The organism is Vibrio sp. Vb1729, assembly GCF_033338655.1.
Taxonomy (GTDB): Bacteria; Pseudomonadota; Gammaproteobacteria; order Enterobacterales; family Vibrionaceae; genus Vibrio; species Vibrio alginolyticus.
In genome coordinates this window covers 43,512-65,125 of sequence record NZ_JAWOTB010000004.1, presented here as the reverse complement: position 1 = coordinate 65,125, position 21,614 = coordinate 43,512, and the positions used below count along the sequence as shown (strand labels likewise).

Here is a 21,614-nt window from a genome sequence, read left to right as displayed (position 1 = left end):
ATCGTATCCAAATCAACAAAAAGGTATGATTTAGCGGGGTGGAAGGCTATCCCTTTTAACGCTTTGCTTGGATTTTGTTCACATCGACTTCATTTTCATCGGTTTACTGATCATGGTCCGAAAAACAAAGTTTATGTGTTATATGCTTTATGTTCGGCTGAGATGTAAGACTAAAGATGCTTTTAATCCACCTAAAGCGCTTGTATCCAATGTTAATTGACCTCGGTAACTGTGTGCCATTTCACTGACTATGTTTAGACCAAGACCTGAGCCAGGGGTTGTTTCATCCAATCTAACTCCTCTCTTGATTACTTGACTCAGTTTCTCTTTAGGGATGCCTGGCCCATCATCTTCAATAATGATGTGTATATTTTCCTTATCCTGAGAGGAGTGCACACGAATCATGCTGTTGGCCCACTTATAGCAATTTTCTAGCAAGTTACCTAGCATTTCATCGAGATCGGTCTGCTCTACTGCTACATTCAGCTCTGAATCAAGTTCATTAATTAAGGTAATGCTTCGGCTCGCATACACTTTATCAAACGCCATTGAGATAGCATCCACACGCTCTGCTGGGTTCGACTTCACTGATAATATGTTCATCGATCCGGCCATACGGGCACGACCCAAATGGTAATCGATATGGTCTTGTATTTGATTGATTGGAGCTCGGAGACGGGATTGTGCCTCAGGTTCTAACGTCTGAACTTCATTTTTTAGAACAGAAAGTGGCGTTTTAAGTGCATGAGATAGGTTACCTGCATGATTGCGAGCTCTCTCTAGTAATTCTTGGTAATGGAACAGCAGAGCGTTGAGGTCGAAGATTAGAGGAGAAATCTCTTTTGGGTAGGTTTCTTCTAGACTCTTTTTATTACCAGACTTCAGCTCGGCTAATTCTTTTTGTAGCTTTGTAAGCGGACTCAATGACCAAGCAATTTGCAGTAAAATGACGGTAAGTACGCCCGCGAATAATAAACCCAAAATAAGCCAAAGTTGGCCGATTAACGTCTGAAGGGTATTTTTAATGGGCTCTTCGTCAATACCAATAATAATGTGAATAGGACCATCGTAATCAGGAAGATACAGCGCTTTTTCTAGCGTAATTAGTTTTTCGCCTCTTGCTCCATACGCATCTTTATCCAAACCTTTGTATTCGATTTTTTTGTCCCACAACGAACGAGAACGTTCGAGGCTTGCCTCTGTAGAGGCGCTCCAATACAAACCACTGTAAGGTCGGTTAAATCGAGGGTCTGATAGCTGAGCTGCGAGTGAAAGATGCCCGGTGTTATCGACTTCTAACTGTGCGGCGACTTCATCCATAAAAATGCTGAGCTGTGAGCGAGTGTCATCAACCATATAGTTATAGACCTGCGTCGGTATCGTCACACCAGCGGCGAGGATCATTGCTGTTAACCAAACGATCGCCGCTAAAACGAGGCGACTTTTGATACTCAGTCGTTTTATTGCGTTCAACGGTAGCCTGTTTCTATTCGGCATTTAATTGGTATCCCAACCCTCGGACAGTTTTGATGATCTTTGGTGCGATTTTTTTGCGAATTCGGCCGATAAAAACTTCGATTGTGTTGGAGTCACGATCAAAGTCTTGTTTGTAAATGTGCTCAACGAGTTCGGTTCGAGAAATCACTTTTTCCGGGTTATGCATAAAGTAAGCGACCACTTTATACTCTAGCGCAGTCAAGCTTACCGCTTGCCCTTGCCACATGACTTTAGAAGTGCGTGTATCCAAGCTCAAGTCGCCAATTTGCATTACAGGAGAGGCATTACCAGAGGCTCTTCGCAGCTGTGCACGAATACGAGCGATAAGCTCAACCATTTCAAATGGTTTAGTTAGGTAATCGTCTGCACCTGCGTTTAAGCCTTCAACTCGCTGCGTTAGGGTGTCGCGAGCGCTTAGAATCACGACAGGAGTATTAATGTTTTCATCTCGGATGCCTTTTAGGACGGTAAGACCATCCAGTTTTGGCAAGCCGAGGTCAAGAACAATGGCGTCCCATTCTTCCGAAGTCGCGCGATACAGAGCGTCTATGCCATCTTGGGACAATTCTGGTACCCAGCCGGTACTTTCTAATGTTTCGATGATTTGCTCGCCTAAACGAGGATCATCTTCAACAACAAGTATTTTCATATTGATGATTCTTATTATGTTTGGATTTTTATCGAAGTAAGCTACGCATCGCGTCTGGATTACGCATTAGACAAGTTTAGTTGTTTTGCGGTTTTAACGCTTTGTTAAAGCTGCGACCTTTGATCTCAAGCATTTCCAGCGTGGCGGCGTCGTACTCAACTTTCAGGACGCTATTGTTGTACAGAATTTTCAATTCATACACCCAAGCATCATCATCTTCTTCAAGCTCGACCTTGATGATGCGGCCGTATAGGTCGTTTTCTACTGCGGCGTAAAGTTCCGAAAATGGTCGTATATATCCTTGTTGAACCGCGCGATAGACCTCATCTTGATCTTCATCGAATTCGATGCGTGTTCCTGGCTTTTCGACATCTTGCACGATGGCGTGGCCATTTTGTGATGTGTACTCGTTGCCATGCTTGGCAAAACTTGGTGCACACATGAATGTCGTGATAAGGCCGAAAAGTAACGCAGAATGTAGAGAAGTCGTTGCTTTATACATAGTCAAACCTTTTCTGGAGCGTTAGCCGCAGTATATCGGAGATAGATGAACAGAGAGTGAATCAGCTAATTAAGTTTTGCCATGTGTTGTCGATGTTATTTCAACTCATCTTCAAAAATTTTATCTCGCAGCTTCCAAAAGCGACCAGATTTTCTAGCAATAACAAACTGAGGCAAACGGAAACGATGTTGATTAGCGACAACGCGTGTCGGTGAAGCCTCTTCAAAAGGGCGATGCTTGTCTGCTAAGTGGGGACGTACGAACTGATCTTTAAACGTTTGTTTTTGTTTTTTGGTACCCAATGACCAAAACTCATGAACTAACGCATTGCCTTCGCCTTGGTATGGTTCACCAGAATACGTCACTTTTAGCTGAGATTTACCATCACTGGACTTAAATACAGATAGGTCCATTTCTGTGCATTCAAAGATTAATGCATCTTTGAGACTAAGGGCTTCTTTTAGCTTTTTATCTGGGTCAACGAGCGTCGCGTCACACTCATGACAAATTCGTGCAGCGATATCGTTGTCCGCACCACATTCACCACAGTATTTGGCACGAAAACGGTAGCCACAGTGTTCACGTTCGCCTGTGTCTTCATCTTCAAAGTAACCTTGGCAACGTCTGCCAAAGTGTTCAACCAAGAAACCGTTACTATCCAACTTACCCCAGAAGTTGTTATTGAATCCGCAAGCCGGGCAAGGAATCGTGATAATTTCACTGTCAGAGTCTGGTTTTGGATCACCGACTTCAGGCTGGTATAAATCGTAGCTGTTGCCTGCGTAATCAAGCACTAAACATTCTGATTTTCCGTCTGATAAGCGTAATCCTCGTCCTACTATCTGCTGGTACAGACTGACTGACTCTGTTGGTCGCAAAATCGCGATTAAATCGACATGCGGCGCATCAAAACCGGTTGTCAGTACCGAAACATTGACCAAGTATTTTATTTGACGATTCTTGAACGCTTGGATGATCGCATCGCGCTCCGGCGTAGGTGTATCACCAATGACGATTTCAGTTTCGCCTTCTGGCAATAGACTGTGGATCTCCTGTGCGTGTCGAACAGTTGCAGCGAAGATCATGACCCCTTGGCGCTCTTTCGCATATTGCATGATTTGCTCAACAATTTGTGGAGTCGCACGTTTGGCTTTATCGATCACCATGTCCATTTCTGCTTCTTTGTAGCGTCCGGTGTTAGCGGGCTTCAGCTGAGAGAAGTCGTAAGACAAAACGGGCGCATCCATCATGCGGGCTGGAGTGAGGAAGTTTTCGTCGAGCAAGTAACGGATCGGCAGTTCGAAAATACAATCGCGGAAGAATCGAGGCTCTTCGGTTCGCACTTGACCTCGGGTATGATACTGATAAATCCAGCCCATTCCTAAACGATAGGGCGTTGCAGTTAATCCCAGCACCTTAATGCCAGGGTTCAGTTCTCGTAAGTGAGTAATAACTTTTTGGTAGCTGCTGTTTTTGTCATCTGGCACACGATGGCACTCATCAATAACGAGCAGAGAAAACTGGTTTTTGAACGAATCTAAGTTACGTACGACCGATTGAACCGAAGCAAACACGACTTGCTGGTCAGTTTCTTTTCGTCCCAATCCTGCTGAGAAGATAGAACCTTTTAAACCATAACCTTCATACTTCGCGTGGTTTTGCTCGACCAGTTCTTTGACGTGGGCGAGGACTAACACTCGTCCTTTCGCAAGGCGAGCAAGTTCTGCGATCACCAAGCTTTTTCCTGCACCGGTTGGCAGCACGATCACTGCTGGTGTCGAGTGTTTACGAAAGTAATGAATAACGGCTTTAACCGAGTCGGCTTGATAAGGACGAAGTGTGTACATGAAAATATGTGAAATTGCTCAACTATTCGAACGAGGAACGCTATAATACCTGACTTTTATACCCAAGTGACCTTTAAACCAAGATTTAGAGATCACTTGGGTATAATTAAATGAGGTATTCATGCGTTTAGATAAATATTTGTGTGACGCTCTGGGTGCAACACGCAAACAGGCAACAAAGATCATCAAAAGTGGAGACATCACCGTTGACGGTGAGGTTCAAAAAAGTGGTGCATTTAAAGTACCTAAAGGTGCGGAAGTGATGTGGGAAGACCGTGTTATTGGTGCTCCTGGCCCTCGTTACATTATGTTGTATAAGCCTGCTGACTTTGTTTGTTCACATGAAGATGGCTACAACCAAACTGCATTCGCATTGCTTGATGAGCCTAAAATTGAAAACCTTCACTTTGCGGGCCGATTAGATGTCGACACAACTGGTTTAGTGTTGATTACGGATGATGGTAAGTGGTCTCACCGTATTACCTCACCTAAGCATAAGTGTGAGAAAACGTACCGTGTTTGGCTCGTCGATGCTATTCAGCCAGATTACGCGGAAAAGCTCGAACAAGGCATCATTTTGCGCAATGAATCAGAAGCAACATTGCCCGCTCGTTTGGAAATCGTGAACGAGGCCGAGAATGAAGTATTGTTAACTATCGTGGAAGGTAAGTATCACCAAGTGAAACGTATGTTCGCGGCGTTAGGAAATAAAGTTGAGTACTTACATCGTGAGCGTATTGGTTCTATCGAACTTGATGAGGCACTAGAACCAGGTGATTATCGCTACCTCACGCAAGAAGAAATTGATTCTATTTGGAATTAATTGTCGGCATGGGAAATTCTTTAGTTCCTAATAGGAACTAGTCTTTTGGTAGGAATTGGCTCAAAATAAATTTTCCTACCAAAATTAGTGCCTAGACAATTCCGGTGTGCTTACTCATCTCAGTGATATGCCTTTGCATTTAGCTGATGCATGCATACTCTTATTGCAAAGCCTTCGGCTACGGTGAATGGAATGATGGTGTCAACGCCATCATTTTTACTGCATTGTGTTTGTTTCCCATAAACACATTTCGCTTTCACATGCTTTTCTATGTCGAGTTCGTCAAGGTCACACCTTGGTACATATTTGCCCTTATGATTCTCGAACGTTGGATAGAACAGTTTTTTGGCTTCTACATTCAGCGATATGAGAACTTCCGTTATTTTCACTTTGTTCTGCAAGTATTGACGGTAGGGCTCCAACAAGAGGTAAAAGAATGACAGAAAAAGCTCAAAGTGCTCCGCAATCCCAAATCAGTTTTCTATTGTTTCTGGTACTAGGAGCGATTGGTGCTTTGACGCCTTTGGCGATCGATATGTATTTGCCTGCGATGCCGACAATTGCGAAAGATTTGGGGGTCGCGCCTGGCGCGGTTCAGATTACGTTGACGGCTTATACCGCGGGTTTTGCGATCGGCCAGTTAATTCACGGGCCGCTTGCCGATAGCTTTGGTCGCAGACCTGTGTTGATTTTAGGCGTACTTTTCTTCGGCTTGGCTGCTGTTGTGAGTGCGACAACAAATGGCATTGATGCGCTGACCTATGTACGTACGGCACAAGGTTTTGCTGGCGCGGCAGCGGCGGTCATTATCCAAGCTGTCGTGCGTGACATGTTTGACCGTGAAGACTTTGCACGCGCAATGTCCTTCGTTACTCTGGTCATTACTATTGCGCCGTTGGTGGCACCGATGATCGGTGGCCATCTCGCGATTTGGTTTGGTTGGCGTTCCATTTTTTGGGTATTAGCTATTTTCGCTGTAGTCGTGATTTTTCTCGTACTTTGGAAAATCCCTGAAACGTTACAGCTTGAAAATCGTCAGCCTCTTCGTTTCCGCACGACGCTGAGAAACTACGCCAGATTATGCTCCAATCCTGAAGCGATCGGTTTGATGCTCTCAGGTGCGTTTTCATTTTCCGGAATGTTTGCATTTTTGACGGCGGGTTCGTTTGTTTATATTGATTTATATGGTGTTCGACCAGACCACTTTGGTTACCTATTTGGTTTGAACATTGTGGCGATGATCATCATGACCAGTATTAATGGTCGCTTGGTGAAGAAAGTTGGTTCCCATGCCATGCTTCGTTTTGGGTTGTTCGTGCAACTTTTGGCGGGGATTGGTTTATTCGTAAGTTGGTTAATGGACTTCGGATTATGGGGCATTGTACCTTTTGTTGTGCTGTTTATCGGTACATTGTCGACGATAGGTAGTAACGCGATGGCGCTGCTTTTAAGTGGTTACCCATCAATGGCGGGTACGGCGTCGTCTCTAGCGGGGACATTAAGATTCGGTATCGGTTCATTGGTTGGTGCGCTGGTGGCATCACTGCCCGGGAATGTTGCTTGGCCGATGATCATCGTGATGTTTGCTTGTTCTGTGCTTTCAGCACTGTTTTATTGGACTTTAGGAAGAAAGGCGTAATGTCGAATTACACCAAAGAAATTCAAAACTTGGTTAACTCAGCACTTGAAGAGTTAGATCAAGAGCATCGCTCAGGTAAGTTAGCCAATGCCCCTGTTGCGAATAACCATTATTTAGTGCGTTGGGTAACAAAGGCGCTAAAATCACAACGTTTCGGACGTACAGTGGGCGATGACTTAACGCGTTGGCAAAAAGCAGGTCGCTCAAAGGGGAACGATGCTGGTTTGTTGTTTATCTTCAAGCGTATTTCTGCTTTTTATGCGCAATTCTTCCCTGAAGGTGAAGACTCCAAAGTGTTCAAAGATTCAGATATTGAGTCTTTTCTTGATTTGATGGAGCAAGCAGGCTGGGAAGTCTCAACATCTGAGCAACTGATTGGGTGCGGCAAAGTACAAATCTTCACTGAAGGTCAAAACTCTTTAGCGTTATGTGCAGACCAATGCGAAAGCTGTTTTGATGGCGAGTTGCTCGTAAAGCCAATGAGTTGGTTTGTACGCGGCAATCATGCTGAGTTTGTTGAGAAAGCAGCGCAAGCGGGCTTTATGGTTCATAAGGTAACAGACTACAAATCGATGGTGAAATACCATGGCGAGTACCTTATTTTTCCAGCAAACGAAGGCAACCAGTTAGCCGAAATTCCACTCTCGTTCAAAGCTGACTAAAGTGACATTGTGAGTGTTTAGAAGCCCCTGTTATTGGGGCTTTTTGTTTTCTAAACGGTTTGCTTCTTTCGCGATGGCTTTGACCATGCCTTTAAATATGAAAAGATGGGCTGGCATCATTGCAAACCAATAAAGCAGCCCAAGAAACCCTTGCGGGTGCCACCAGGCGGTAATATCCAGCTCTCGTTCGTCACCGAGATCTTTGATGGTAATTTCTAAACGCCCAAGGCCTGGGCCTTTCATACCAAAAAACAGTGAAAGAAACTGATTATTATCGCAGCGAATCACTTTCCAAGAGTCAATAAAATCACCGACTTTAAGCTCTGGTCCAGGAGGAGAAACGCGAATCGGTTTTCCGCCACCAAAAAAGATATCGAGCCATTCACGTGTACGCCACAAGATGTTGGCAAAGTAATAGCCTTTTTCGCGACTCCCGATCTTTTGCGCCACTTTCCATAATTCCGCAGCGGAGGCATGAGTTTTAATGCTCGATCCAGCTTGTTTTGGGTAATAACCATATCCTGGTTGCCATCGACGAAGCGCTGCGGGTTCAAACCCCCAGACATTACTGCGTACAAATGTGCCTTCATCTTGAATGGTATCAGTTACCGCTTGCTCGTAGCTGATCAGCGTTTGAGGAAATCGTTCTTCAATCGCTTTGGAGTCTGCAATGTAGTCGTGCTCTAAGCCCGCAAGTAATGCTTTACCGATACTAGTTGGCACTGAGGTAACTAAACCTAGCCAGTACGATGCCATTTTCGGAGTAAGTAGTGGGGTCGACCACAACCGATACGGCTTGTTCGTGATTCGGCAAATGACTTTGAACTGCTCGCGGTAGCTAAGTGTATCTGGCCCTCCAACTTCATAAATTTCACTTTCTTCTGGATAGGGGGCTTCTGCTAACTTCAACAAATAGTGGTTGAGATTGGGCAAGGCGATAGGGTTCGCTTTTGAGTCGACCCATTTAGGCGCGATCAAAATAGGTAAGTTGTAGACAAAGTCACGCATGATTTCGAAAGCGGCAGAGCCGGGGCCGATGATAACGCCAGCACGCAATTCAGTGACTGGAACACCAGACTGCCGAATTATTTTTCCCGTGGCTTTACGAGCGGCTAAATGGCGAGAGTTTCCGGTTTGAGGTTGAATGGCACTCAAATAGATAACATGCTCGACGGAGCTTTGTTCCAACGCATATTTGAAGTTCAAAGCAAGGTTTAGTTCGTACTCAACAAAGTCATCACCTTGAGCCATCCCGTGCACGAGAAAAAAGACTAAATCAAAATCGTTCACTACAGCCTTCGTGGTCTCTGCGTCAGCCAAGTCGAGATACCTTAACGTTAAATTAGGGTGAGGCTGAGTTCTTGACTCTAAATAATCAATATGTCGCGCCGCTGCTGTGACGGCGTAACCTTTATCTAAAAGTAACGGAAGAAGTTGAGAGCCAATGTAACCCGAGGCGCCTAGCACCAACACCTTTTTCATTATCTGTCCTTTTATCGTTGGTGGAATAAACACCACAGAGTATAATCATGAGACACTTTCCCCATTCTATCAATAAGTTGTCGTTGGAGCGCTTGTGACTTTTCTTTCTCAACTCTCAATACACGCAGATAAAGCATTCTTACGTCGTTTATTTGCAATCGCGTTACCAATTACACTGCAAAGCATGATGTTTTCTAGCAGAAGCCTCGTCGATGTTCTTATGCTTGGTCAACTTGGTGAAGCTGAAATTGCCGCTGTTGGAGTTGCTGCGCGCGCGACTTTCGTCACCACCATCATGTTAGTTGGGGTGACAACGGGCGGTGCGTTGTTAACCGCTCAATATTGGGGGGCTGGCGATAAAGTTGGGGTGCGTCGCAGTACCGCTTTAACATGGATGATCGCAATGATGTTTGCTGCGATTGCTGTTGCTTTGTTTGTTGTTTTTCCACAGCCCATCATGAGTTTGACTACCGATTCACAAGAAGTGATTGAGCTAGGGGCCAGCTATCTCATTATTTCGTCGGTTAGCATGTTTGCTGTTGCATGTGTGGCCAGTATGTCGGTGGGCCTAAGGGCGATGCACCAACCAGGCTTAAGCACTTTTTTTAGTGGTATAGGCATTTTATCTAATGTGTTTCTTAACTGGGTTTTAATTTTTGGTCAATTAGGCTTTCCTGCTCTGGGTATTACGGGAGCAGCGATCGCAACGGTAATCAGTGGCGCGATCGAAGTAGGTTGCTTGTTTGGTTATCTATGGTTGAAAAAACACATAATCGCATTTGGTTGGGATGATATACGCGCAGGATTGGTCTTAGATAAAATTACGCGTTTCTTGAGCCTCTCTTTGCCAACCACATTTAACTTCTTGGCGTGGGCTGGTGGGCTGTTTGCTTATCACGCCATCATGGGGCAAGCAGGTGTACAAGGTTTGGCGGCACTTTCCGTAATGACACCTGTTGAGTCGATCGCATTGGCGATGATGATTGGTTTATCGAATGCGGCTGCAGTTCTAGTCGGGAACCAGCTCGGCGCTCGTAATTTTGAACCCGTTTATTATCAAGCATGGGCTACGGTCATTTTGAATGTGCTTATCGCATTTGTGGTCGCCGTCTTGTTGATAGTGTCAAATCAATGGATCCTTAATGCGTTTAGTGCACTGACAACGGACACTCGCGAGCTAGCTGAACAGTTTATGGTGATTCTTGCGTTGGGTGTCGTGCTACGCTCGGTGCCGATGATGGCTATTGTTGGTGTATTACGTGCGGGCGGTGATGTTAAGTTTTGTTTGTATCAAGACATCTTGGCGCAGTGGGTGATCGGGATTCCACTCGCAGCATTTGCAGCGATTTATCTCAATTGGGACCCACAATGGGTTTACTTACTCTTTTTGACGGAAGAAGTTGTGAAGTGGGCGATTTGCTTGCCAAGAATGGTTAGCCGAAAATGGATGAAAAACCTGATTGGCCAGTAAGGAGGAACAGAGTTTATTTTGGCTGCAAAAATCTGCTCAAAACGTCAACAAAATTAGCAACAGAAAGTGAATCGAGTTGCATTTGTACTTCCATAGTGTGATCAAGCATTCAAAATACTTTCTACTAACAGGATTTTAGTGTAGATTCTGATCCCAATTTTTAAACACCATCCGAGCGGCATAATCAATGTTAAAACTGTCAGACCTATGTAAAGGCTATGTAGACGGGGGAGAGTTTCACCCTGTATTACAAGGGGCAGAATTAACATTGCAGCAAGGCGACCAAGTTGCTCTGATGGGAGAAAGTGGTTCGGGTAAAAGTACTCTGCTGAATTTAATCGCCGGATTAGATACTGCTGACTCTGGTGAAGTGCAGTTTCCAAATTTTGCTATGCATGAAGCACCGGAGCATTTAAGAACCCTTTATCGCCGCAACAATATTGGGAATATCTTCCAACAATTCAACCTGCTTCCTACACTTAATATTGCCGACAATATTCGTTTTTGTCGTCAGTTAAAAGGTCTGCCGGAAGATAAAGAGTTGTGGCGTCAAATTCTTTCTGCTTTGGACTTAATGCCATTGCTAGGACGTTATCCGGAAGAGGCGTCTGGTGGTCAGCAACAACGTGCGGCGATTGCTCGTGCACTCTATATGGAACCCAAAATCCTGCTTGCTGATGAGCCAACTGGTAGTCTAGATGAGCGAAACGCAGAAGCAGTAATGCGCTTATTAACGAGTCTCGCTCGCCAACTGGAGTGTACTTTGCTGTTAGTGACGCACAGTGAAAAAGTGGCCGCCCATATGGAAGGAAAGATTCGACTTCAAGGAGGGCAGCTACATGTTATGGCCCGTAGTTAAGGCACTACTCGGTCATTACCGTCGTTACCCTCTACAAATTATTCTTGTCTGGCTGGGATTAACTTTAGGCGTGTCCCTCCTTGTTGGTGTTACTTCTATCAACCAGCATGCAAAACAAAGTTATGCTACTGGGGAAAAGCTTTTCTCCAATCCTTTGCCATACCGAATCCGAACGAAGCACTCTGCCAATAAAATTCCTCAAGGTTTCTATATTCAGTTACGTCGAGCTGGGTTCAACCAATGTGCACCGTTTGACGTGCTGCATCTAGATGCCAAGACCGATATGAGCCTGATGTTGGTGGGGATAGATCCTGTCGCGATGATCCCACTACAACAAGGAAAATCGCTAGGTGAGATGCCTGTTTTATCACTAATGAAGCCTCCTTATCCTATTCTCGTTAGTCAAGATTTGGCCGCTTACATGAGTTGGCAGGATGGGGACTTCATTGAGATGAATGACGGAAGCCGTCTTGGGCCTATTCAAGTAGATAAGGACAAGATGCTTTCGGGTACTCGGCTGGTTACTGATATATCGTTGTTGCGTATGCTCAAGCGGAGCTCAGGTTTGTCTGCGATTTCTTGTGGCGAAATGCCAGAGGAAAAGCTGATAGCACTGAAAAACATGTTGCCAAACGGAATGACGCTCGTTAGGAATACGCGTACTGAGCTTGAGTCGCTAACTAACGCATTCCATATGAATCTCACCGCGATGGGAATGCTGTCGTTTTTGGTCGGGTTGTTTATTTTTTATCAAGCGATGTCTCTGTCTTTCATCCAGCGACAACGTTTGGTAGGTATTTTGAGACAGACTGGTGTTAACGGAACACAGTTAGCGCAAGCCTTATTGCTAGAGTTGTCTTTGCTCGTCTTTATTGCGTGGGCGTGTGGTAACTTTTTTGGCTTGATCTTAGCGAATGAACTTATCCCAGCAGTGTCTTCGAGCCTGAGTGATTTGTATGATGCCAACGTAGGTTTAACCATAGGATGGTCATGGCAATCTAGCTTATATAGCCTAATCATGGCAGCGATGGGTGCGTTGATATCGTGTCTGTGGCCATTAATCCGTTTGCTGAAGTCACAACCAATCCGCCTTTCTTCTCGACTGTCGCTAATGCGATTTGCTGGAAGAGAGTTCTCTTGGCAGGCGCTTGCGGCATGTGCGTTTTGTGTCGCTGCAATAGCGGTATATCAGGCGCCGAAAACACAAGAAACCGGCTTTGCAATTATTGCGCTGATGTTGGTTAGTGTGGCGTTGTTTATGCCATTTATTATGTGGCATATGTTCCAAAGTTTTTCTTATACCATGCGATGGGTTCGTGTCCGTTGGTTTTTTGCTGATGCAGCAGCCAGCATGAGCTATCGCGGTGTGGCTACGATGGCGTTTATGTTAGCGCTGGCGGCAAACATTGGTGTAGAAACAATGGTCGGAAGCTTTCGAGATACAACCGATAAGTGGCTAAATCAGCGATTAGCGGCTGATGTGTACATCTATCCGACCAACAATTCAGCCGCTAGGATGAGCGCATGGCTCCAGAATCAGCCAGAGGTGAACTCGGTTTGGTGGCGCTGGGAAAAAGATATGCCGACCGAGCACGGTGCTCTACAAGTTGTAAGTACGGGCTCTTCTGAAGGTGAGTTAGACTCACTTACCGTCAAGTTAGGTGTCCCAAATTACTGGTATCAACTGCACGCTACCAAGAGCTTAATGGTCAGTGAGTCGATGGCCTTGAAGCTGGATATCCGCCCTGGCGATTTCATTAACTTGCAAGAACCGCTTGGTGGTGATTGGCAAGTCGTAGGCGTTTACTACGATTATGGAAACCCATATAACCAGGTGATGATGTCGCACCGGAATTGGCTGTATGCATTTGCAGGTACGGGTAATGTTGGTCTTGGCGTAGTATTAAAAGATAACGTCAATGGAGAAGGGCTGAAAAATCGCTTAGAGAATGTATTCCGTCTCCCGCAAGATCGTGTGTTTGATAACGGTAATATTTATAGCCAAGCAATGAGAGTGTTTGATCATACCTTTGCGATAGCAGGAACCTTGGGCAATATCACGCTGATTATTGCCGTGTTTGGTTTATTCTTTGCGACGTTGGCAGGAGAACTTTCACGGCAGCGGCATTTTTCCTTATTAAGGTGCATGGGTGTGTCCGGAAAAGAACTTGTCGTATTAGGTGGTTTGCAGCTATTCGTCTTCGGAGCCATTTCTGCGATTATTGCAGTGCCGCTCGGCTTGGCGCTCGCACATTTGATCGTTGATATTATCATTAAGCAATCATTTGGCTGGTCTCTAGAGCTTCAAACGATTCCATGGGAGTATGCTCAAACCATTGCTTGGGCGATGCTTGCCATCATGGTTGCTGGCGCATTGCCAGTTATTAGAATGATCAAAAGTACACCGATGAAGTCATTAAGGGACGCGTTGTAATGAAAAAAATGGGCTCTAAAAAACGCTTGTTGGTTTCAACGCTCATTGTTGTTACGTTCGCTTTTCTGACTGGGGCTGCTTTTTACTCAACTTTTTGGTTAGAGGCGACAGCAACACGAGAAAGCGAACTTGATTCTATCTTAACGCGTGAAAATCAAACGATTTTCGAGCCTGTACTACCTAATGAGCATGTCTCTTTACCCTCAGACTTTCGCTTTCATCCCGAGTATCAGCATGAATGGTGGCACTACTTTGCGAAACTAAAAGATGAGCAAGGCAAGATCTACAATGTTCAATGGAGCTATTTTAGGGTTGCGACGGACGAGCGAGAAACCAGCGGTTGGCAGAACCCTCAATTGTACATTTCACATGTTGTCGTCAGTCATGGCTCGCATGTATGGAAAGAGCAACGGGTAGCTAGAGGTGGGATAGGCCAAGCTGGTATGATCAATCGCCCTTTCAGGTTATGGATTGATAATTGGACTTGGCGATCACTCGGTGCGACGCCTTTCCCGGGCAACTTGAATGTGAATACTGATACGTTTGGACTTGAGCTCAATACCATGACAAGCGGCCCCTTTGTCGTGAATGGAGACAAAGGTTTCCAAGTTAAACATGCGTTGCAATCTGTTGCTTCTTTTAGCTTCAGTGCTCCATTTTTAAGAGTAAAAGGTAGCTTAAGCTTAAATGGTAAGCGATTCTCAGTGACGGGTTCTGCTTGGGCGCAAAAAGAGTGGGGCAGCGGCTTAATTGGTGAGGGGCAACAAGGCTGGGATTGGTTTGTTTTCAATTTAGATGATGGTCGAGCATTAACTGTTAGCCGTTATCGTCACCATGGGCAAACACCGCACGTGTTTGGCACGTTGTCGACACGCTCAGGTAAAGTCATCAACCTCTCAGACGATGATATCAGTATTAAACCAATGCAAGTGACCAGTTTATCCAATGGAAGAAGGTTACCTTTGCAGTGGATTATCAATATTCCGAAGCATCAAATTAACTTGACTACCCGTATTATCAAGTCAGATATGTGGCTACCCTTTGTAATACCTTACTGGGAAGGGCCTACTTTAGCTTCCGGCTCCAATGAGGCTTGGGGCTTTATGCAGCTGACAGGCTATTGAGTTGTGAAGAAAACCACCCCCTACGGGTGGTTTTTTAGTGCGCGAAGCTTCCTAGCTTTTTCTCAAAAGTACGGGGTTATCATGATGGTACAAGCCGTGTTATGCTGATTTTCTCATCATCTTGATAAATATTTGGTGCGACAAAAACAAATACGATCTCCGATCAAAACTGAGTGTCATGTTGGAAAATACGATGTATAGTAAACTTAACATCGAAAAAACCGAAGTTTATACTCTGAAGAAGCGATTATTCTAAAGTTTTCGACAGCTATACACTCTTATCACTCTTTGTTAATCGTTTATTAAGATAATAAATATAAGGACGAAACCATGAACGATGTCATTCGTGACTTTTTCAAAATGGAATCAGCAGGTGGTATTCTTCTCGTAATTGCAGCGGCAATTGCGATGACCATTGCTAACTCACCGCTGGGCGAAACTTATCAATCTGTACTGCATACTTATGTATTCGGTATGTCAGTTTCTCACTGGATTAATGACGGCCTAATGGCTGTTTTCTTCTTACTTATTGGCCTTGAAGTGAAGCGAGAGCTACTTGAAGGAGCGCTAAAATCAAAAGAAACCGCAATTTTCCCTGCGATTGCAGCGGTTGGTGGTATGTTAGCCCCTGCTCTTATTTACGTTGCGTTTAATGCTAACGACCCAGAGGCGGTTTCTGGCTGGGCAATTCCAGCTGCGACGGATATTGCATTTGCTCTAGGTATCATGGCGCTACTAGGTAAGCGCGTACCAGTAAGCCTTAAAGTGTTTTTGTTAGCTCTCGCTATCATCGACGATTTAGGTGTGGTTGTTATTATTGCACTGTTTTACACAGGTGATCTTTCTAGCATGGCGCTGCTTGTTGGCTTCATCATGACTGGTGTCCTGTTCATGTTGAATGCTAAGGAAGTAACGAAACTGACGCCATACATGATAGTCGGCGCGATCTTATGGTTTGCGGTACTTAAATCTGGTGTTCACGCAACACTTGCAGGCGTAGTGATCGGCTTTGCTATTCCTCTTAAGGGTAAACAGGGCGAACATTCCCCACTTAAGCACATGGAGCACGCACTTCATCCATACGTGGCATTTGGTATCTTACCTCTATTCGCATTTGCAAATGCGGGGATTTCGCTAGAAGGCGTATCGATGTCAGGCCTAACTTCAATGCTGCCATTAGGTATTGCTTTGGGGCTACTGGTTGGTAAGCCTCTAGGTATCTTCACCTTTAGTTGGGCAGCTGTGAAAATGGGTGTAGCTAAGTTACCGGAAGGCATTAACTTCAAGCATATCTTTGCGGTCTCTGTGTTGTGTGGTATCGGTTTTACAATGTCTATATTCATTTCCTCTTTAGCGTTTGGAAATGTAAGCCCTGAGTTTGATACCTATGCTCGACTAGGTATCTTAATGGGCTCGACGACAGCCGCGTTACTTGGCTACGCGTTACTGCACTTTTCTTTGCCTAAGAAAGCGCAAGCGTAAGATACACACTGTTTAGTAAAGCCTCCCATTCGGGAGGCTTTTTTATGTCTGCAGATTGGCACATCAACCACTTCAGGGTGGTTACTTTTGTGACCAACTAAGGTCTAGCTTATGGAGTCGGGGCAAATCATCGAAAGGGGCGTTTGGTAAATCTATAGGCGAAAAAAAGCCCAGCCGAAAATTTGACTGGGCGGATACAAACATAGGAGTTAATAAGAAAAAAGCAGCAACGTAACAATTAGATGGAAACAAGTTTGACGGCCAGTGAAACTTCAAATGCCCTAACTGTTACGTATATTCAGACCGAGCCTTTTCCAAACAGTTCCATTTTTTTTCAAAAAATTTCTACTTAATGCTTTCTAGCTTCTTACACATCCGAAAGTAATAGAAAAATCGAGATGGATTACCAACTTGGCGAAGTTACTAACTTCTGTGTTTCTCATTTTATCTCCCCTAGAACCGAAGATGTATTTCATACTCTCTTCGCTCACTCCGAGCCGCCAACGCTATTGTTAGCGTTTCAATTGCGCTGGTCTGAGAAACTTGATCGTTTTCTTCTGACAAGCTTCATTGGAGTATTCGATTGAATTTCAAAAGATTAGATCACACCTTTTGCTGTCTGGTCAGACCAATTGGTTAAAGTGTGATGTTAATCATTTGTTAATCTTAGGTTTCGGGAGTATATTTTCAAACAGTTGTTTAATACGAGTGATTAAAATGGCCCCGAGAACATCAACAAAAGAAAAAATACTCGATGTCGCAGAAGGACTCTTTGCTGAACATGGCTTTAATGATACTTCGCTAAGAACGATAACAGGTAAAGCTAACGTTAACTTAGCATCGGTAAACTATCACTTTGGCGATAAAAAAACGCTGGTTAGAGCGGTTTTAGATAGGTATTTAGAAGCACTAATGCCGAGCATTAAGACTTCATTAATTGAGCTAAACACGCGCGATAGCTACAACATGGACGATGTCTTTGAGTCATTGCGATTACCTTTACGTACATTAAATGATGTACGCCCAAATGGTACTGCGCTATTTATGTTGTTAATTGGCCGCGGTTATACAGACGTTCAAGGTCATCTACGCTGGTTCATTACCACCAGATACGAAGAGGTACTGAACCTTTTCACTTTCTCGATAATGAAGGCGAACCCGGAACTATGTGAAGAACAGTTGTTTTGGCGACTGCACTTCACGTTAGGAACCTGTGTATTTACGATGGCTTCAAGCCAAGCTCTTTCGGAGCTGGCAGAAAGTAAGTTTGAAAAGGAAGTCGATGTGAAATCTGTCGTCGATTTACTGATTCCATATTTGTCAGCAGGAATGTCAGCAAAGCAGTTGGCATAAGACAAATAAGAAAGTTAAACCAATAATAAGATTATACCCCGAGCGGTTACGTGAACAAAAGGATCTGAACTATGAGCTCTCTACGAAGAAAATGGATTAGTGACCCGGCTTTTAAAGTGTTCAAAAAAGTATTGCCACCTCTGTCTAGCACCGAGAAAGAGGCGATGGAAGCGGGTAGTGTATGGTGGGATGCCGAACTATTCTCAGGCAAGCCAAACTTCACAACATTGCATCATTATCCAACGCCTACACTGACGGCAGAAGAGCAGTCATTTATGGATAATGAGCTTGAAACCCTGCTAGAAATGCTTGATGACCAGAAGATTGTCAAAGAAGACAGGGATTTACCGCCTGAAGTATGGGAGTACCTACGTAAAGAGCGATTTTTCTCTTTGATCATCTCGAAAGCATATGGTGGTCGTGAATTTTCCGCTTTGGCGAACTCAACCATTGTTTCTCGTATTGCGACTCGAAGTATCAGTACCGCGGTATCGGTAATGGTACCGAACTCTCTTGGCCCTGGTGAGCTGCTATCGCACTATGGTACGCAAGAGCAAAAAGATTACTGGTTGCCTCGTTTAGCTGATGGTACAGACATCCCTTGTTTCGCCCTAACTGGCCCTGAAGCGGGTTCTGATGCAGGTGGCATACCTGATCAAGGCGTGGTTTGTTACGGCACCCATGAAGGCAAAGAAGTGCTTGGCGTGCGAGTTAGTTGGAATAAACGCTACATCACGCTTGCGCCAGTTGCGACAGTGCTCGGGTTAGCATTTAAACTGCAGGATCCTGAAGGGCTACTTGGAGACAAGAAAGAGGTTGGCATTACATGTGCGTTGATTCCCGCTGACCATGAAGGTGTCGAGATAGGCGAGCGCCATGATCCTCTGGGGTCTGCGTTCATGAATGGCCCAACTCGTGGTGAAGATGTCTTCATCCCTATGGACTGGTTGATCGGTGGCGCTGATTACGCAGGTAAAGGTTGGCGTATGCTGGTTGAGTGTCTTTCTGCTGGTCGTGGTATCTCTCTTCCAGCGCTTGGCACAGCGATTGGTCACCTTACTACACGTACAACAGGTGCTTATGCTTACGTGCGTAAACAGTTTGGAATGTCGATCGGTAAGTTTGAAGGTGTTGCAGAAGCAATGGGGCGCATTGGTGGTCTTACTTACCTACTAGAAGCGACGCGTACGCTAACGACGACTTCTCTCGATATGAAAGAAAAACCTGGGATTGTAACCGCGATTGCCAAGTACCACATGACGGAAATCGCGCGTACCATTCTAAATGATTCGTTTGATATCCATGCGGGTCGTGCGATTCAAGATGGCCCAATGAACTATCTTGCTAAACATTACCTTGGTATCCCGGTTGCTATCACCGTTGAAGGCGCGAATATTCTGACTCGTAACCTGATGATTTTTGGTCAAGGTGCGACTCGATGTCACCCATATGTTCTAAAAGAAATGGAAGCAGCGGCGAATCCAGATTCTGAACAAGGTGCGAAAGAATTTGACAACTTACTCTTTAAACACATCAAGCACGCGCTCGGTAATACATTCGGTGCATTTGGTGCAGCACTAACTGGTTCTCGATTTGTTAACGCGCACATGAGTGGCCCAACGCAGCAATACTACAAAGACATTACTCGTCTCAGTCGTGCACTTGCAGTAAGTGCAGACTTTGCGATGTTAACCTTAGGTGGAGACTTGAAGCGTAAAGAAATGATCTCCGCACGTTTGGGTGATGGATTAAGCTATCTATACATGGCATCTGCTGCCTTGAAAAAGTATGAAGATGAAGGCCGTCAACAAGGCGATCTAGACTTCGTTCATTACGCTGTTCAACACTGTTTGTATAACGCTTCTAAGTCATTAAATGAGGCTTACACCAACTTCCCTGTGAAATACGTTGGCGGTGTGCTTAAGGGGCTATTGTTCCCGCTTGGTAATCATTTCAATAAGCCAAGTGATGAGCTGTGTGTGAATTTGGCTGAAGCGATGATGACGCCAGGCGCGCAACGTGATCGCCTCACGCATCTGTGCTACATCGGAAAATCAGAGGATGACAGCGTAGGCTTAATGGAGAATGCATTCCTTGCAATGTACGACATTAAACCTTTGGAGCGTAAACTTATGAAGGCTGCGAAGGATGGTAAAGTGGCTCGTAAAGGTCTGCTACATGATCGTTTGCAGCAAGCATTTGAAGCAGGCGTGTTAACTGAACAAGAAATTGATCAAATCATGGCTGCAGATAAATTGCGCTACAAGGCGATTCAAGTTGACCACTTTAGTCATGACTTTTCTGAAGTGCGAACTCATAGCCCAAAAAAGTCGCAGTTGAATCCGGCGGCATAATAGACAACTAATGTTAAGAAAAGCACCTCAATGAGGTGCTTTTTTGTATTCTTGGGGAGTGGATGGTGGGATAGTGCTCCAACCACTTGCCTTTTAAGAGCATTTTTACAGAAATTAGATGCGAAATCCCAACGAAACTTTTATCCTAACAAGGTTTTTTAAAGGAAGTTGAATATGATCATCAAACCTAGAATTCGTGGATTTATCTGTACTACAACGCACCCTGTTGGTTGTGAAGCTAACGTAAAAGAACAAATTGCGTACACCAAAGCGCAAGGTCCAATCAAAAACGCACCTAAGCGTGTTCTTGTTGTTGGTGCATCAAGTGGCTACGGTCTATCTTCTCGTATCGCTGCGGCATTTGGTGGCGGTGCATCAACTATCGGTGTTTTCTTCGAAAAAGAAGGTACTGAGAAGAAGCCAGGTACAGCAGGTTTTTACAATGCCGCTGCTTTTGAAAAGCTAGCGCGTGAAGAAGGTCTGTACGCAAAAAGCTTAAACGGCGACGCTTTCTCAAATGAAGCGAAACAGAAAACTATCGAGCTGATCAAAGAAGACTTAGGTCAAATCGATATGGTGGTTTACTCACTGGCATCTCCAGTACGTAAAATGCCAGAAACTGGTGAATTAGTTCGTTCATCTCTTAAACCTATCGGTGAAACTTACACATCAACGGCTGTTGATACCAACAAAGATGTGATCATCGAAGCTAGCGTTGAGCCTGCAACAGAAGAAGAAATCAAAGACACTGTCACTGTAATGGGCGGTGAAGATTGGGAACTTTGGATCAATGCGTTGTCTGATGCTGGTGTTCTTGCTGAAGGTTGTAAGACCGTCGCGTACAGCTACATTGGTACTGAGCTAACTTGGCCAATTTATTGGGATGGTGCACTAGGTAAAGCAAAAATGGACCTAGACCGTGCAGCGAAAGCGCTAAACGACAAGTTAGCAGCAACAGGTGGTAGTGCCAATGTTGCGGTACTTAAATCTGTTGTAACTCAGGCGAGTTCTGCAATTCCTGTTATGCCACTGTACATCGCAATGGTATTCAAGAAAATGCGCGAAGAAGGTGTACACGAAGGCTGTATGGAACAAATCTACCGTATGTTCAGCCAACGTCTATACAAAGAAGACGGTAGCGCGGCAGAAGTTGATGAGATGAACCGCCTACGTCTGGATGACTGGGAACTTCGTGACGACATTCAGCAGCACTGTCGTGAGCTATGGCCTCAAATTACGACTGAGAACCTAAAAGAGCTGACTGACTACGTTGAGTACAAAGAAGAGTTCTTGAAACTATTTGGTTTCGGCGTTGAAGGCGTAGATTACGAAGCGGATGTGAATCCAGCAGTTGAAGCAGACTTCATTCAAATCTAATCGAATCACAGACTAGATAACCAATAAACAAAAGGCGCTCATTGAGCGCCTTTTTGTAT

16 protein-coding genes are annotated in these 21,614 nt (G+C 44.7%); 11 read left to right on the top strand and 5 right to left on the bottom strand.

Annotation, left to right across the window (positions count from 1 at the left end):
• Nucleotides 1-147: 147 nt before the first annotated feature.
• From R7E29_RS02065 to R7E29_RS02050, 4 genes are all read right to left on the bottom strand, one after another.
• Nucleotides 148-1,497 (bottom strand): ATP-binding protein, encoded by a 1,350-nt coding sequence (locus R7E29_RS02065; RefSeq protein ID WP_054576423.1) that lies wholly within the window; start codon nt 1,495-1,497, stop codon nt 148-150.
• Entirely contained in the window at nt 1,487-2,146 is a 660-nt protein-coding gene (locus R7E29_RS02060) for a response regulator transcription factor (protein ID WP_005378073.1), read from the bottom strand. Before R7E29_RS02060 ends, R7E29_RS02065 begins: the two co-directional genes overlap by 11 nt.
• A 76-nt stretch (nt 2,147-2,222) precedes the next feature.
• On the bottom strand, nt 2,223-2,588 hold the full coding sequence (locus R7E29_RS02055) for a PepSY domain-containing protein (RefSeq protein WP_372008595.1): 366 nt from the start codon (nt 2,586-2,588) through the stop codon (nt 2,223-2,225).
• A gap of 155 nt (nt 2,589-2,743) precedes the next feature.
• Nucleotides 2,744-4,495, bottom strand: a complete 1,752-nt coding sequence (locus R7E29_RS02050; RefSeq protein WP_047100738.1) for a DEAD/DEAH box helicase — start codon at nt 4,493-4,495, stop codon at nt 2,744-2,746.
• A gap of 121 nt (nt 4,496-4,616) precedes the next feature.
• On the opposite strand from R7E29_RS02050, the gene rsuA reads away from it, so the two are divergent.
• The 3 genes from rsuA (at nt 4,617) to R7E29_RS02035 (ending at nt 7,619) form a co-directional block, all read left to right on the top strand.
• Complete coding sequence (rsuA, locus tag R7E29_RS02045; protein WP_005388670.1) at nt 4,617-5,318, top strand: 16S rRNA pseudouridine(516) synthase RsuA; 702 nt, start codon at nt 4,617-4,619, stop codon at nt 5,316-5,318.
• Nucleotides 5,319-5,754: 436 nt separating this feature from the next.
• Nucleotides 5,755-6,957: a Bcr/CflA family multidrug efflux MFS transporter gene (locus R7E29_RS02040; RefSeq protein WP_005378055.1), complete on the top strand. Its 1,203-nt coding sequence runs from the start codon at nt 5,755-5,757 to the stop codon at nt 6,955-6,957.
• Complete coding sequence (locus R7E29_RS02035) at nt 6,957-7,619, top strand: DUF2913 family protein (RefSeq protein WP_005378053.1); 663 nt, start codon at nt 6,957-6,959, stop codon at nt 7,617-7,619. Before R7E29_RS02040 ends, R7E29_RS02035 begins: the two co-directional genes overlap by 1 nt.
• A 30-nt stretch (nt 7,620-7,649) precedes the next feature.
• On the opposite strand, the gene R7E29_RS02030 is transcribed toward R7E29_RS02035, so the two are convergent.
• Nucleotides 7,650-9,101, bottom strand: a complete 1,452-nt coding sequence (locus R7E29_RS02030; protein WP_054576425.1) for a DUF2867 domain-containing protein — start codon at nt 9,099-9,101, stop codon at nt 7,650-7,652.
• A gap of 94 nt (nt 9,102-9,195) precedes the next feature.
• Here R7E29_RS02030 and R7E29_RS02025 point away from each other — a divergent pair, with 94 nt between their 5' ends.
• The 8 genes from R7E29_RS02025 to fabV all read left to right on the top strand — a co-directional run bounded on the left by R7E29_RS02025 (nt 9,196) and on the right by fabV (nt 21,555).
• Complete coding sequence (locus tag R7E29_RS02025) at nt 9,196-10,572, top strand: MATE family efflux transporter (protein ID WP_005378048.1); 1,377 nt, start codon at nt 9,196-9,198, stop codon at nt 10,570-10,572.
• Nucleotides 10,573-10,759: 187 nt separating this feature from the next.
• Complete coding sequence (locus tag R7E29_RS02020) at nt 10,760-11,431, top strand: ABC transporter ATP-binding protein (RefSeq protein ID WP_005378040.1); 672 nt, start codon at nt 10,760-10,762, stop codon at nt 11,429-11,431.
• Nucleotides 11,412-13,865 carry an ABC transporter permease gene (locus R7E29_RS02015; protein WP_005378038.1) on the top strand — a complete coding sequence of 818 codons (2,454 nt, stop codon included), beginning with the start codon at nt 11,412-11,414 and terminating at the stop codon, nt 13,863-13,865. Before R7E29_RS02020 ends, R7E29_RS02015 begins: the two co-directional genes overlap by 20 nt.
• Nucleotides 13,865-14,989: a lipocalin-like domain-containing protein gene (locus R7E29_RS02010; protein WP_054576426.1), complete on the top strand. Its 1,125-nt coding sequence runs from the start codon at nt 13,865-13,867 to the stop codon at nt 14,987-14,989. The genes R7E29_RS02015 and R7E29_RS02010 overlap by 1 nt, the downstream gene beginning before the upstream one ends.
• Nucleotides 14,990-15,319: 330 nt before the next feature.
• The gene (nhaA, locus tag R7E29_RS02005) at nt 15,320-16,471 is read left to right on the top strand and encodes a Na+/H+ antiporter NhaA (RefSeq protein WP_005378034.1); all 1,152 of its coding nucleotides are present in this window, start codon (nt 15,320-15,322) and stop codon (nt 16,469-16,471) included.
• A gap of 717 nt (nt 16,472-17,188) precedes the next feature.
• The gene (locus R7E29_RS02000) at nt 17,189-17,824 is read left to right on the top strand and encodes a TetR/AcrR family transcriptional regulator (RefSeq protein WP_005378033.1); all 636 of its coding nucleotides are present in this window, start codon (nt 17,189-17,191) and stop codon (nt 17,822-17,824) included.
• A 71-nt stretch (nt 17,825-17,895) separates the two neighbouring features.
• Nucleotides 17,896-20,178, top strand: a complete 2,283-nt coding sequence (locus R7E29_RS01995) for an acyl-CoA dehydrogenase (protein WP_017634878.1) — start codon at nt 17,896-17,898, stop codon at nt 20,176-20,178.
• A gap of 174 nt (nt 20,179-20,352) precedes the next feature.
• Entirely contained in the window at nt 20,353-21,555 is a 1,203-nt protein-coding gene (fabV, locus tag R7E29_RS01990) for an enoyl-ACP reductase FabV (RefSeq protein WP_005388648.1), read from the top strand.
• The last annotated feature ends 59 nt before the right edge of the window (nt 21,556-21,614 follow it).